Origin of the sequence: Streptomyces enissocaesilis (assembly GCF_039533765.1) — a bacterium.
GTDB lineage: Bacteria > Actinomycetota > Actinomycetes > Streptomycetales > Streptomycetaceae > Streptomyces > Streptomyces enissocaesilis.
Genome location: NZ_BAAAUD010000012.1, coordinates 125,696 through 138,788, shown reverse-complemented (window position 1 = coordinate 138,788; position 13,093 = coordinate 125,696). Strand labels below are relative to the sequence as shown.

General features: G+C 71.7%; 13 protein-coding genes and 1 pseudogene. 12 read left to right on the top strand and 2 right to left on the bottom strand.

What is annotated here, in order from left to right:
* Positions 1–236: 236 nt before the first annotated feature.
* From ABD374_RS05010 to ABD374_RS04990, 5 genes and pseudogenes are all read left to right on the top strand, one after another.
* Entirely contained in the window at positions 237–854 is a 618-nt protein-coding gene (locus ABD374_RS05010) for a dihydrofolate reductase family protein (RefSeq protein ID WP_344491250.1), read from the top strand.
* 80 nt (positions 855–934) lie between these two features.
* Entirely contained in the window at positions 935–1,876 is a 942-nt protein-coding gene (locus tag ABD374_RS05005; RefSeq protein ID WP_344491246.1) for a DMT family transporter, read from the top strand.
* Positions 1,877–2,011: 135 nt separating this feature from the next.
* A pseudogene (locus tag ABD374_RS05000) lies at positions 2,012–2,479 on the top strand (LuxR C-terminal-related transcriptional regulator); the annotation flags it as partial.
* Positions 2,480–2,526: 47 nt separating this feature from the next.
* On the top strand, positions 2,527–3,744 hold the full coding sequence (locus ABD374_RS04995) for a cytochrome P450 family protein (RefSeq protein ID WP_344491243.1): 1,218 nt from the start codon (positions 2,527–2,529) through the stop codon (positions 3,742–3,744).
* Positions 3,738–4,175: a PaaI family thioesterase gene (locus ABD374_RS04990; protein WP_425577135.1), complete on the top strand. Its 438-nt coding sequence runs from the start codon at positions 3,738–3,740 to the stop codon at positions 4,173–4,175. The genes ABD374_RS04995 and ABD374_RS04990 overlap by 7 nt, the downstream gene beginning before the upstream one ends.
* 59 nt (positions 4,176–4,234) lie before the next feature.
* Here ABD374_RS04990 and ABD374_RS04985 read toward each other — a convergent pair whose 3' ends face one another.
* Both ABD374_RS04985 and ABD374_RS04980 read right to left on the bottom strand, forming a co-directional pair.
* Positions 4,235–5,122: an alpha/beta fold hydrolase gene (locus tag ABD374_RS04985; RefSeq protein ID WP_344491237.1), complete on the bottom strand. Its 888-nt coding sequence runs from the start codon at positions 5,120–5,122 to the stop codon at positions 4,235–4,237.
* Positions 5,123–5,124: 2 nt separating this feature from the next.
* Complete coding sequence (locus ABD374_RS04980) at positions 5,125–6,129, bottom strand: Gfo/Idh/MocA family protein (protein ID WP_344491234.1); 1,005 nt, start codon at positions 6,127–6,129, stop codon at positions 5,125–5,127.
* 108 nt (positions 6,130–6,237) lie between these two features.
* On the opposite strand from ABD374_RS04980, the gene ABD374_RS04975 reads away from it, so the two are divergent.
* The 7 genes from ABD374_RS04975 (at position 6,238) to ABD374_RS04945 (ending at position 12,992) form a co-directional block, all read left to right on the top strand.
* A complete protein-coding gene (locus ABD374_RS04975) occupies positions 6,238–7,002 on the top strand; it encodes a GntR family transcriptional regulator (protein ID WP_425577133.1) in 765 nt (254 codons plus the stop codon).
* Positions 7,003–7,149: 147 nt separating this feature from the next.
* Positions 7,150–8,148, top strand: coding sequence for a sugar ABC transporter substrate-binding protein (locus ABD374_RS04970; RefSeq protein WP_344491231.1), 999 nt, complete (start codon positions 7,150–7,152; stop codon positions 8,146–8,148).
* A 95-nt stretch (positions 8,149–8,243) separates the two neighbouring features.
* On the top strand, positions 8,244–9,257 hold the full coding sequence (locus ABD374_RS04965; protein WP_344491228.1) for a sugar ABC transporter substrate-binding protein: 1,014 nt from the start codon (positions 8,244–8,246) through the stop codon (positions 9,255–9,257).
* Complete coding sequence (locus tag ABD374_RS04960) at positions 9,254–10,321, top strand: ABC transporter permease (protein WP_344491226.1); 1,068 nt, start codon at positions 9,254–9,256, stop codon at positions 10,319–10,321. The genes ABD374_RS04965 and ABD374_RS04960 overlap by 4 nt, the downstream gene beginning before the upstream one ends.
* Positions 10,288–11,112, top strand: coding sequence for an ATP-binding cassette domain-containing protein (locus tag ABD374_RS04955; protein WP_344491222.1), 825 nt, complete (start codon positions 10,288–10,290; stop codon positions 11,110–11,112). Before ABD374_RS04960 ends, ABD374_RS04955 begins: the two co-directional genes overlap by 34 nt.
* A gap of 150 nt (positions 11,113–11,262) precedes the next feature.
* Entirely contained in the window at positions 11,263–12,411 is a 1,149-nt protein-coding gene (locus ABD374_RS04950) for an ROK family glucokinase (RefSeq protein ID WP_344491219.1), read from the top strand.
* The gene (locus ABD374_RS04945) at positions 12,411–12,992 is read left to right on the top strand and encodes a hypothetical protein (protein ID WP_344491216.1); all 582 of its coding nucleotides are present in this window, start codon (positions 12,411–12,413) and stop codon (positions 12,990–12,992) included. Before ABD374_RS04950 ends, ABD374_RS04945 begins: the two co-directional genes overlap by 1 nt.
* Positions 12,993–13,093: the final 101 nt, after the last annotated feature.

The following is a 13,093-nucleotide window of genomic DNA, read 5'->3' as shown; positions in this document are numbered from 1 at the left end:
GGGGAAACCCCACGGGGAAACCCCACGGGCCTCCCCCCAAGGACGCGGAGTGCATCGGGACGCGACGGCCCCGATGCACTCCGTTTTTCCTCCTGCCGTGGGTTCCGCGGTGATGCGGCAATGGTTGCGGATTCAATCAAACCGGTGGCGGGCGGACGGCACCGGCGGACCGATGAATTCCGTGGAAACGTGGAGTCGGAACTGGTGACACGTACACGCGGAAAGGGGATCGGACCATGAAGATCACACTCACCACGTTCGTCACGCTCGACGGCGTCATGCAGGCCCCGGGCGGCCGCGAGGAGGACACCAGCGGCGGCTTCGAGCAGGGCGGCTGGCTCGTGCCCTTCGCCGACGAGGGCATGGGCCGTTTCGTCGACGCGGTCTTCGGCCGCGTCGACGCCTTCCTGCTCGGCCGGCGTACGTACGAGATCTTCGCGGGCTACTGGCCGAAGGTCACCGACGAGAACGACCCGGTCGCGAGCCGTCTCAACAACCTCCCCAAGTACGTCGTGTCCACGACGCTGGACAAGGCGGACTGGAACAACTCCACCGTCATCTCCGGCAACGTCGTGCAGGAGGTCTCGCGGCTCAAGGAGCAGCCCGGCCGCGAACTCCAGATCCACGGCAGCGGCAAGCTCGCCAAGACCCTGATGCGCCACGACCTGATCGACGAGTACAACCTGCTGGTCTACCCGGTCGTCCTCGGCGCGGGACAGCGACTGTTCGAGGAAGGCGGCCTGCCGACCTCGTTCGAGCTGACCGGCAGCAGCACCACCGAGGCCGGGACCGCCATCCACACCTACCGACCCGTGGGCCGCCCGGAGTACCGCACCTTCGGGCTCGACCAGTGATCCCCACCCGGGTACGGTGATCGCTCCGCGTGCGAGCCGCCGACGTCTCCACACCACCCTCCCCGGGGGAGACCGCGCCCGTGGCCGCCGCACCATCGCCGACCGCCGTACCCGCACCCGCACCCGGCCTCGCGTCGCCGGGCCGGGCGGCGTGGCTCACCGACGTTCCCCTGCTGCTGGTGGCGGTCGTCTGGGGCGCGAGCTACCTGGCGGCCAAGGAGATCACCACCGCGCAGACCGTGGTGGCCGTCCTGGTCCTGCGCTTCGCCGTCGTGCTGCCCGTCCTGGCCGCCGCCGGGTGGCGGAGACTGCGCGCGCTGAACGCCGCCCAGTGGCGCGGCGCGGGGCTGCTCGGGCTCGTACTCGGCGTGATCTTCCTGCTGGAGACCTACGGCGTAGTGCACACCTCGGCGACCAACGCCGGGCTCATCATCAGCCTCACCATGATCTTCACCCCGCTCGCCGAGGCCGTGGTGACGCGGATCAGGCCGTCCCGCGCCTTCCTGGGCGCGGCGGGCCTCTCGGTGGCCGGTGTGGTGCTGCTGACCCAGGGCGGCGGCTTCACCACCCCCTCCCCCGGTGACCTGCTGATGCTGCTGGCGGCCCTCGCCCGTACCGTGCACGTGCTCGCGATGGCCAGGACGAAGTCGGTGCGCGGCGCCGACGCGCTGTCGCTCACCACGGTCCAACTGGGCGGCGCGGTGGCCGTGTTCGCGGTTCTTGCCGCCGCGCCCGGCACCGGCCCCGCCCCCTGGACGGTCGCGGCGGGCTTCGGTCCGCGCGAGTGGCTGGGCCTGGTCTTCCTCTCGGTCTTCTGCACGCTCTTCGCCTTCTTCGTGCAGATGTGGGCGGTACGCCGCACCTCTCCCTCCCGCGTCAGCCTGCTGCTGGGCACGGAACCGCTGTGGGCGGCGGCCGCGGGCATCGCGATCGGCGGCGAACGCCTGGGGGCGCTGGGTGTCGCGGGCGGCGTACTGGTGCTGGCCGGGACGGCGTGGGGCCGCCGCGCCGCCAGGTCCTAGACCCGGCGGAAGCGGTCGGAGGCGGCCTCAGGGCCACGCCCGCCACCGCGAGCACGATGTTCGTGCAGATCTCGTGGCCCCGCAGGAACGGCAGCAGCTGAAGGAACCCGAAGAACTTCGGCATCCACCCGGTGACTTCGCCGCCGGCCCGACGCCCCCGAGGTCGTCGTCCTCACCACCTTCCACGCCGACGAGCAGGTGCTGCGGGCGCTGCGGGCCGGCGCGGCCGGATTCGTACTCAAGGACACCCCGCCCGCGCAGATCGTCGAGTCGGTGCGACGGGTGGCGGCAGGAGATTCCGTGCTCTCGCCGACGGTCACCCGCCGGCTGATGGCCCAGGCCGCCGAGGCGTCCGCCGATCCCCGCAGGGAGACGACGACGCGACGGATCGGCGAACTCGCCGAGCGCGAGCGGGAGGTCGCGGTCGCCGTCGGGCGCGGACAGTCCAACGCGCAGATCGCCGCGTCGCTGTACATGAGCGTGCCCACCGTCAAGACCCACGTGTCGCGCGTCCTGGCGAAGCTCGGCCTCAACAACCGTGTCCAGATCGCACTGTTGGTGCACGACGCGGGCCTCCTCGACAAGGGCGGCGGCATAGGCTGACCGGACAGACACCGAAGAGACGTAAGAGGCGTAAGGGGTGGGGGAGGATGACAGTCGTCGATCTCAGTGATCACGCCGAGGAGTTCGCGGCGGATCCGTACCCGTACTACGCGAAACTGCGCGCGGCCGGCCCCGTCCACCGGATCCGGACCGAGGCCGCGGGAGAGGTGTGGCTGATCGTCGGCCACGGCGAGGCGCGGCGGGCGCTCGCCGACCCGCGGCTCAGCAAGGACTGGCGGGTCTCGAACCTGTGGGACGGGACCCCGGCCGGCACCCCGGTCGGCACCAACATGCTGGAGTCCGACCCGCCCCACCACACGAGGCTGCGGGGGCTCGTCGCCCGGGAGTTCACCGCGCGCAGGATCGAGGCGCTGCGGCCCCGGATCCAGCGCGTCACCGACGAACTCCTCGACGCGATGACGGCCGGCGAAAGCCGCACGGCCGACCTCGTGGACTCCCTCGCCTTCCCGCTGCCCATGACCGTCATCTGCGAACTCCTCGGCGTGCCCGACCTGGACCGGGACTCCTTCCGCGGCTGGTCCAACGAGATCGTCTCGCCGACCGGCGCCGACGCGGAGGACGCGGCCGTACGGGCCATGGGGGAGTACCTCGCCGAACTCGTCGAGGACAAGCGCTCGTCGCCCGGCGACGACCTGATGAGCGCGCTGATCAGGACGCGGGACGAGGACGGTGACCGGCTCACCCCCGACGAGCTCGTCGGCATGGCCTTCCTGCTGCTCGTCGCGGGCCACGAGACCACCGTCAACCTGATCTCCAACGGAGTACGGGCGCTCCTCGCCCACCCGGACCAAATGGCCGCCCTGCGCGCCGACTTCGGCCTCGTCGACAGCGCGGTCGAAGAGATGCTGCGCTACGACGGCCCCGTGGAGAACACCACGTACCGCTTCGCCCGCGAGCCCTTCGACGTGGGCGGCCTCGTCATACCGGCCGGCGGGTCGGTCCTGGTCTCCCTCGCCGCCGCCGGCCGCGACGCCGTCCGCTTCCCCGACCCGGACCGCTTCGACATCACGCGCACAGCGGTCACGGGGAACACGGGGAGGGGCAGGGGGCCGGGCCATCTCGCCTTCGGGCACGGCCTGCACTTCTGCCTGGGCGCACCGTTGGCCCGCATGGAGGGCCGCATCGCCGTCCGCACGCTCCTGGAACGCTGCCCGGACCTGGCGCTCGCCCCCGGCGCCGGCCCGCTGGAGTGGCTGCCCGGACTGCTCATGCGGGGCGTACGACGTCTGGAGGTGCGGTGGTGAGCGCCGGTTTCGACCTGGCCTCGGCCCGGAAGGCCCTGGACAGCCAGCCGTTCAGCCGACTGCTCGGCGCGCGGATCACGGGGTTCGGGGACGGTGAAGCCGTACTCGAAGTGGACATCCGTGACGAACTGTGCCAGCAGAACGGCTTCCTGCACGGCGGCGTCCTGGCGTACGCCGCCGACAACGCCCTCACCTTCGCGGGCGGCGCGGCGCTCGGCCCCGCCGTCCTCACCGGAGGCCTCTCCATCCAGTACGTACGCCCCGCGACCGGTGCGACGCTGATCGCCCGCGCCGCCGTCGTGCACGGCGGCCGCCGGCAGGCGGTGTGCCGCTGCGACCTGTACGTGGCGGACGCGGCGGGCAGCGAGACGCTGTGCGCGGTCGCGCAGGGCACGGTGCTCACGGCGGCCTCCGGCCCGCCCGGCGGTTGAGAACCGGACTCCAGGCCCCGGGGCCCTGACCTCAGGACCCGGGGCCTGGAGTCCGGTTCTCAACCGCGGCCGCAAGCACCGCCGGGCCGCTCCTCCCTGCCGCGTCCCCGCCGGCCCCGCTGAGGCGCGACCGCCGAGACGAACCCCGCCGGATCCTCCGCCCACGGCATGTGTCCCGCCCCCGCGAGCGTCACCCGCCCGACATCCGGCAGGGCCTGCTCCAGCGAGTCCACCGCCCCCCGCGGCCGGAGGTCCTGTGCGCCGTCCACGATGACGACCGGCACCCTCAGCCCGCCGCACGCCACGTGGAGCTGGTGTTCGCTCATCGTCCTCGTCTCGGCGACGATCTCCGTACGGCACTCGGAGTTGACGCCGAACCAGGGCGTGGCCATCCGCTCGGCCAGCGCGCGCGCCCGTTCCCGGTCCGGTCCCGGGAAGTCCGCCGCCCACTGGAGCACGCACATCTCGCGCTCCTCCGCCTCCGTGAGCCGCTCCCTGGACCTCAGCCCCTCCCAGCGGGGCAGGTCTTCGCCGATCGCGGAGCGCAGGTTCGATGCGAACTCCGGGTGCCAGGCGGAGTCCGGTCCGATCCCGGTGCCCGAGACGTACACCAGCCGGGTCACCCGCTCCGGATGCGCGAGCGCGTAGTGCAGGGCGAGCCGCGCGCCCCAGGAATGGCCGAGCAGCGTCACGGACTCCAGTCCGAAGTGGCGGCGTACGGCGTCCAGATCGGCCACCGACCCGGCCACCGAGTAGGGGCCGCGCCGCTCGGAGCGCCCGCAGCCGCGCTGGTCCCAGCGGTACACCGCCGTCCGGTCCGCGAGCAGCGCGGCCACGTCCTCCAGGGTGTCCCACAGTCCGGGCCCGCCGTGGCACAGGACCACCGGATCGCCCGTGCCGGTCCGCTCCGCCCACAGCGTCGCCCCGTCGTCCGTCTTCGGCGTCATGGTCATGAGGAGGGGATCTCTTCCATCCGCACCGGACGCCGTTCCCGGCGCGAGCGCTCGCAGGCCTCCGCGATGCGCAGCGCGTGCAGCGCCTCCCCGCCGTCGCAGGGGTTGTCCCGCTCGCCCCGTACGAGCCGGACGAAGGCGTCCAGCTCCGCCTCGTACGCCGGGGCGAACCGTTCCAGGAAGCCGGGCCACGGCTGCTCGCAGGCCGGCGGGCCCTTCGGCTCGGTCGAGGTGATCGGCGTCCGGTCGTCGAGGCCGACCGACACCTGGTCGAGCTCGCCCGCCAGCTCCATCCGTACGTCGTACCCGGCGCCGTTGCACCGGGTGGCCGTCGCGGTGGCGAGCGTGCCGTCGTCGAGCGTGAGGACCGCCGCGGCCGTGTCGACGTCGCCCGCCGCGCGGAACATCGGGGGCCCCGCGTCGGACCCGGTGGCGTACACCTCGACGACCTCGCGCCCGGTGACCCAGCGCAGGATGTCGAAGTCGTGCACCAGGCAGTCGCGGTAGAGGCCGCCGGACAGCGGCAGGTACGCGGCGGGCGGCGGCGCCGGGTCGGAGGTCGTCGCCCGTACGGTGTGCAGCCGGCCGAGGCTCCCGGACCGCACGAGCGCGCGCGCCGTGGTGTATCCCGCGTCGAAGCGGCGCATGAACCCGAGCTGGAGCACGCTCCCCGCCGCGTCGACCTCCCGCAGCGCGCCCAGCGTCCCCGCCAGGTCGAGCGCGATCGGCTTCTCGCAGAACGCCGGCAGCCCGGCCCGCGCCGCCCGGCCGATCAGCTCGGCGTGCGCCGAGGTGGCGGAGGCGACGACCACGGCGTCCACGCCCCACGCGAAGATCTCTTCGACCGAGGGCGCGGCGGTCGCGCCGAGCCGGTCGGCGACCGCGACGGCCCGCGCCCTATCGGTGTCCGTGACGAGGAGAGCACCCACTTCCCGGTGACGGCTGAGCACCTCAGCGTGGAATGAACCGATACGTCCCGTGCCGATGAGTCCGATGCGCATGGCCCCAAAGTGGTGCCCCGCCGCCACCCTGTCAAGGGTTTGTCCGGACAACCGGACGACCGGACCTCAGGACTTCCTGTAGTCATTACCTGGGGCTACGCTCACTGCGTGTCGAAACCCGCGGCTGACCCCACCATCTCCCTGCAGCTCGGCGTGGACCGGAACAGCCCGGTCCCGCTGTACTTCCAGCTGTCGCAGCAGCTGGAGGCGGCGATCGAGAAGGGCCGGCTCGCCCCCGGGAGTCTCCTCGGCAACGAGATCGAACTGGCCGGACGCCTCGGCCTGTCCCGCCCCACCGTCCGCCAGGCCATCCAGTCGCTGGTCGACAAGGGCCTGCTGGTCCGCCGCCGCGGTGTCGGCACCCAGGTCGTGCACAGCCAGGTCAAGCGCCCCCTCGAACTCAGCAGCTTGTACGACGACCTCGAAGCCGCGGGCCAGCTGCCCGCCACCACGGTCCTGCGCAACACCCTCGAACCGGCGACCGCCGAGGTCGCGGCGGCGCTCGGCGTGGCGGAGGGCGGCGACGTACACCTCGTCGAGCGGCTGCGCCTCGCGCACGACGAGCCCATGGCCCTCCTGCGCAACCACCTGCCCACCGGGCTGCTGGCCCTCGACACCGAGCACCTCGAAGCGACCGGCCTCTACCGGATGATGCGCGCGGTCGGCATCACGCTGCACAGCGCGCGCCAGTCGGTGGGGGCGCGTGCGGCCGGGGCCGACGAGGCGCGGCAGCTGGGGGAGACGGAGGGGGCGCCGCTGCTGACGATGCAGCGGACGACGTTCGACGACACGGGGCGGGCGGTCGAGTTCGGTTCGCACGTCTACCGGGCCTCGCGCTACGCCTTCGAGTTCCAGCTGCTCGTCAGGCCGTAGAAGCACCGCCGCAGAAGCGCCGCCTGGAAGCGCCGCAGAGCACTGCCGCGTCAGTATGTTCGGACAAAGTATTGACGAGGGATCGCGGACGCCGCTAGAACTCCTCCAGCCGCAACGGGGCGGCCGGGAGACAAGGCGGAACCCACGATGCGTACCTACCGCACGGCAGCAGCCCTCCTCGCCGCAGGCGTGCTCGCCCTCACAGCCGGGTGCAGCTCCGGGGGCGGCAAGGACTCCGAAGAGAAGAACGGCGACAGCGGAGGCGGCGGGAAGGCCGTCGCCACCGAGCGCCTGAAGATCGCCATGGTGACGCACTCCGGAGAGGGCGACACCTTCTGGGACATCGTCAAGAACGGCGCCGAGCAGGCCGCGGCCAAGGACAACGTCGAGTTCCTGTACGCCGCCGACAAGGAGGGCAAGGGACAGGCCCAGCTCATCGAGTCCTACGTCGCCAAGAAGGTCGACGGGATCGTGGTGACCCTCGCGAAACCGGAAGCGGTCAGGGCCTCCGTGGAGAAGGCCGTCGCGGCCGGCATACCCGTCGTCAGCATCAACGCGGGCGGCGAGCACTCCGGGGCGGTCGGCGCGCTCGGCCACATCGGCCAGGAGGAGTCCGTCGCCGGCGAGGCCGTCGGTGAGGAGCTCAACAGGCGCGGCAGGAAGAAGGCGCTCTGTGTCCTGCACGAACAGGGGAACGTCTCCCTCGAAGCGCGCTGCGCGGGCGTGAAGAAGACGTTCCGGGGAACGGTCGAGAACCTCAACGTCGAGGGCACCAACATGCCCGCCTCGACCTCCTCCATCGAGGCGAAGCTCCAGACCGGCCGGGACATCGACACGGTCGTCACCCTCGGCGCGCCCTTCGCCGCCGCCACCGTCAAGGCGAAGGCGGGCGCGGGAAGCGAGGCGGAGGTCAACACGTTCGACCTCAACGCCGAGGTGGTCGAGCAGCTCGAGGCCAAGGAGATCGGCTTCGCCGTCGACCAGCAGCCGTACCTCCAGGGCTACCTCGCCGTCGACGGACTGTGGCTCCACCGGACCAACGGAAACGTCCTCGGCGGCGGAAGGCCCGTCCTCACCGGCCCGGCCCTCGTCACGGACAAGGACGTACCGGCGCTGCGGAAGTACACGGCCCGTGGTACCCGATGAAAACCGTACGAACACCCGTAACCCATACTTGGTCGGCCGGGGACGGTCTGAAGGATCCCCGGCCGCACCGAGGAGTACGAGAAGGGCACGGCGTCGTGGCAAGGGTTCGGACAGGGGTACGCGCGGTGGGCGCGGTGCTGGCGGCGGTACTCGGGGCTTCCCTGGCGGGATGCAGCAGTACGGGCGGCAAACGCGCCGAGGAGCGGGCCGAGCAGGCCGCCGCCCGGGGGAAGGCCGCGGTGAGCACACCTGAGTGGACCGTCGGCATGGTCACCCACTCGGGCGACGGCGACACCTTCTGGGACATCGTGCAGAGCGGCGCCGAGCAGGCCGCCGCCAAGGACAACATCAAGTTCCTGTACGCCCACAGCGACGAGGGCCAGCAGCAGGCCCAGCTGCTCGACTCGTACATCGACAAGAAGGTCGACGGACTGATCGTCACCCTCGCCAAGCCCGACGCCATGAAGGGCGTCGTCGCCAAGGCCACCAAGGCCGGCATCCCGGTGATCACCGTCAACTCCGGCTCCGCCGAGTCCAAGGACTTCGGCGCGCTCGCCCACATCGGGCAGGACGAGACGATCGCCGGCGAGGCCGTCGGCGAGGAGCTCGGCAAGCGCGGGAGGAAGAAGGCGCTGTGCGTCCTGCACGAGCAGGGCAACGTCGGCCACGAGCAGCGCTGCGCCGGAGCGAAGAAGACCTTCGACGGTGAGATGCAGAACCTCTACGTCGACGGCACGAACATGCCCGACGTACAGGCGTCCATCGAGGCGAAGCTCCAGTCGGGCAGGGACATCGACGCCGTCGTGACCCTCGGCGCGCCCTTCGCGGACGCCGCCGTCAAGGCCAAGGAGCAGGCCGGCAGCGAGGCCGAGATCGACACTTTCGACCTCAACGCCCAGGTCGCGGCCGCCCTCCAGAACGACACGCTCGGCTTCGCCGTCGACCAGCAGCCCTACCTCCAGGGGTACGAGGCCGTCGACCTGCTGTGGCTCTACAAGTACAACGCCGACGTGCTCGGCGGCGGAAAGCCGGTCCTCACCGGCCCCCAGATCATCACCGGGAAGGACGCCGCCGAGCTGGAGGCCTACACGAAGCGGGGGACCCGATGACCGCGACCGCACCGGCCCAGGCGCCGGCCCCCGGCCAGAAGGCGCCCGCCGACGAACGGCTGCTGAGGACGTCGCTGCTGCGCAGACTGCTCGGCCGCCCCGAGCTCGGCTCGGTGGTCGGCGCCGTAGCCGTCTTCCTCTTCTTCGCGGTCGTCGCGGACAGCTTCCTGCGCCCGTCCAGCTTCGGCACCGTCCTGTACGCCGCGTCCGTGATCGGCATCATGGCCGTCCCGGTCGCGCTGCTGATGATCGGCGGCGAGTTCGACCTGTCGGCCGGCGTCCTGGTGACCAGCTCCGCACTGGTCTCCTCGATGTTCAGCTACCAGCTGACGGCCAACATCTGGGTCGGCGTCCTCGTCTCGCTCCTGGTGACGCTCGCCGTCGGCGTGTTCAACGGCGTCATGCTCACCCGCACGAAGCTGCCGAGCTTCATCATCACGCTCGGTACGTTCCTGATGCTCACCGGCCTGAACCTGGGCCTCACCAAGCTGATCAGCGGCACGGTGTCGACGAAGAGCATCGCCGACATGGAGGGCTTCACCTCCGCGAAGGCGCTCTTCGCGTCCCAGGTCACCCTCGGCGGCGTGAACCTCAAGATCACCGTGGTGTGGTGGCTGGCCCTGGTGGCGGTCGCGACCTGGATCCTGCTGCGCACCCGCGCCGGCAACTGGATCTTCGCGGTCGGCGGCGGGACGGACGCGGCCCGCGCGGTCGGCGTCCCGGTCAACACGACGCGCATCGGCCTCTACATGGGCGTGTCCCTCGGCGCCTGGATCTCCGGCCAGCACCTGCTCTTCTCCTTCGACGTCGTGCAGTCCGGCGAAGGCGTCGGCAACGAGCTCATCTACATCATCGCGGCCGTCATCGGCGGCTGCCTGATCACCGGCGGCTACGGCTCGGCGATCGGCTCCGCGGTCGGTGCCTTCATCTTCGGCATGACCAGCAAGGGCATCGTGTACGCCGAGTGGGACCCCGACTGGTTCAAGTTCTTCCTCGGAGCGATGCTCCTTCTGGCCACCCTGCTCAACGCATGGGTACGCAAGCGCGCGGAGGCGACCCGGTGACCGAACACGCGACGACCCCCCTGGTCGAGCTCCACGACGTCAGCAAGTTCTACGGCAACATCAAGGCCCTGGAAGGCGTCTCCCTCGAGGTCCACGCGGGCGAGATCAGCTGCGTACTGGGCGACAACGGCGCCGGCAAGTCCACCCTCATCAAGATCATCGCGGGTCTGCACCAGCACGACGCGGGCACCTTCTCGATCGAGGGCGAACAGACGCGGCTGGCGAACCCCCGCGACGCCCTGGACCGGGGCATCGCTACCGTCTACCAGGACCTCGCCGTCGTACCGCTGATGCCGGTCTGGCGGAACTTCTTCCTCGGCTCCGAGCCGACGAAGGGCGCGGGCCCCTTCAAGCGGCTCGACGTCGGCCTCATGCGCGCCACCACCCGCTCTGAGCTGCTGCGCATGGGCATCGACCTGCGCGACGTCGACCAGCCCATCGGCACGCTCTCGGGCGGCGAGCGCCAGTGCGTGGCCATCGCGCGCGCCGTCCACTTCGGGGCGAAGGTCCTGGTCCTCGACGAGCCGACCGCCGCCCTCGGCGTCAAGCAGTCGGGCGTCGTGCTGAAGTACGTCGCGGCGGCGCGCGACGCGGGTCTGGGTGTTGTTCTCATCACGCACAACCCGCACCACGCCTACCTCGTCGGCGACCGTTTCGTGCTCCTCAAGCGCGGCGCGATGTCCGGCAGCCACACCCGCGACGAGATCACCCTCGACGAGCTGACGCGCCAGATGGCGGGCGGCAGCGAGCTGGAGCAGCTCAGCCACGAGCTGGAGGCGGGCCGGGCCTGACGCCGTCGCGCGCGGCGGTCCCCGGCCCGCCCGGCGCCCGCGGGCCGGGGACCCGGGGCGGGGACCCCCGGCCCGCACGTCCCGCACCCCGTCCCACCGGATGGCAGAATCGGCCTCTGACCGCCACCGGCCCGAGACCCCGCAGGGGACATGAGCACGTACCGAGACTTCGCGCACCGCGGTTCCGCCCGCGCCACCGTCCTGAAGACCGTCGGGACCCGTGAGCGGCGCTCGCACCTCAGCGCGCCCCGGGTGCCCACCGTCGGGATCGACATCGGCGGCACCAAGGTGATGGCCGGCGTCGTCGACGCCGACGGCGTCATCCTCGAGAAGATCCGCACCGAGACACCGGACAAGTCCAAGAGCGCCAAGGTCGTCGAGGACACCATCGTCGAACTGGTCCTCGACCTCTCCGACCGCCACGACGTCCACGCGGTGGGCATCGGCGCGGCCGGCTGGGTCGACGCCGACCGTTCCACGGTGCTCTTCGCCCCGCACCTGGCCTGGCGCAACGAGCCCCTGCGCGACGCGATCTCGGCCCGCCTCGCGGTCCCCGTCCTGGTCGACAACGACGCCAACACCGCCGCCTGGGCGGAGTGGCGCTTCGGCGCCGGACGCGGCGAGGACCACCTCGTCATGATCACGCTCGGCACCGGCATCGGCGGCGCGATCCTGGAGGACGGCCAGGTCAAGCGCGGCAAGTACGGCGTAGCCGGCGAGTTCGGCCACATGCAGGTCGTCCCCGGCGGCCACCGCTGCCCGTGCGGCAACCGCGGCTGCTGGGAGCAGTACAGTTCCGGCAACGCCCTGGTGCGCGAGGCCCGGGAGCTCGCCGCAGCCGACTCCCCGGTCGCGTACGGCCTCATCGAGCGCGTCGGCGGCCACATCCCCGAGATCACCGGACCGCTCATCACCGAGCTCGCCCGCGAGGGCGACGCGATGTGTGTCGAGCTGCTCCAGGACATCGGCCAGTGGCTCGGCGTCGGCATCGCCAACCTCGCCGCCGCGCTCGACCCCTCCTGCTTCGTCATCGGCGGCGGCGTCAGCGCCGCCGACGACCTGCTCATCGGCCCGGCGCGCGACGCCTTCAAGCGCCAGCTCACCGGCCGCGGCTACCGCCCCGAGGCCCGCATCGCCAAGGCCCAGCTCGGCCCCGAGGCCGGCATGGTCGGCGCCGCCGACCTCGCCCGCCTGGTCGCGCGCCGTTTCCGCCGCGCCAACCGCCGCCGCCTGGAGCGCCACGAACGCTACGAGCGCTACGCCCAGGCCATCCGCTCCACCACGCAGGGAACCCCGTGATGACCCCGCCCGTGACCCAGCAGCCCCCGTCCGCGGACGACGCGGGAAAGCCCCCCGAGAGCCGCCGCCGCATGATCGCCCGCCGCTGCCTGACGGCGGTCGTCATCGTGCTGCTCATCGGCATTCCCGCGGGCTACCTGCTGATCTCCGCCGAGCAGAGCCGCGACAGCGGCCGCGACAAGGCGAAGGTGGCCTCGGCCACCGGTCTCACCGAGGGCTTCCCGTCACGCATGACGCGCCGCATCTACGACGTACCGATCCCCGGCAAGGCCCTGGACGTCGCCTACTACGAGACGAACAACTGGAAGAGCAGCAGGCTCTACGTCCAGTTCAGCACCATACCGTCGGGCCTCGACTGGTTCCTGGGCCGCATGGGCACCGACCGGACCGCCCTGGAGGACGGCAGGATCACGATCGGCGAGCGTGACGCCAGGATCGTCGGCTGGACCCTCGATCCCGGCCGCTCCTGGGCCGGCACCACGATCGACCAGAAGGATCCGCAGCCCACCGTCGACATCACCGTCGACGAGACCGACCCCGCGCGCCCCTTCGTCCGCGTCGTCTCCACCGCCACCCCCTGACCCCCGACGGCCCGGCCCGGTCCCCGGCCCCTCGCCGGGCACGGCCTGGCACGGCCTGGCACGGGCCGTAGGAACGGTTCAGGGATGTCCGGTCTGTCCAG

Excerpts from the sequence above, each read along its gene's own strand:
- ABD374_RS04995 (WP_344491243.1), top strand. The coding sequence starts at position 2,527 with ATGACAGTCGTCGATCTCAGTGATCACGCCGAGGAGTTCGCGGCGGAT.
- ABD374_RS04960 (WP_344491226.1), top strand. The coding sequence starts at position 9,254 with ATGACCGCGACCGCACCGGCCCAGGCGCCGGCCCCCGGCCAGAAGGCG.
- ABD374_RS04970 (WP_344491231.1), top strand. The coding sequence starts at position 7,150 with ATGCGTACCTACCGCACGGCAGCAGCCCTCCTCGCCGCAGGCGTGCTC.
- ABD374_RS04950 (WP_344491219.1), top strand. The coding sequence starts at position 11,263 with ATGAGCACGTACCGAGACTTCGCGCACCGCGGTTCCGCCCGCGCCACC.
- ABD374_RS05010 (WP_344491250.1), top strand. The coding sequence starts at position 237 with ATGAAGATCACACTCACCACGTTCGTCACGCTCGACGGCGTCATGCAG.
- ABD374_RS04985 (WP_344491237.1), bottom strand. The coding sequence starts at position 5,122 with ATGACGCCGAAGACGGACGACGGGGCGACGCTGTGGGCGGAGCGGACC.
- ABD374_RS04980 (WP_344491234.1), bottom strand. The coding sequence starts at position 6,129 with ATGCGCATCGGACTCATCGGCACGGGACGTATCGGTTCATTCCACGCT.
- ABD374_RS04955 (WP_344491222.1), top strand. The coding sequence starts at position 10,288 with ATGGGTACGCAAGCGCGCGGAGGCGACCCGGTGACCGAACACGCGACG.
- ABD374_RS04945 (WP_344491216.1), top strand. The coding sequence starts at position 12,411 with ATGACCCCGCCCGTGACCCAGCAGCCCCCGTCCGCGGACGACGCGGGA.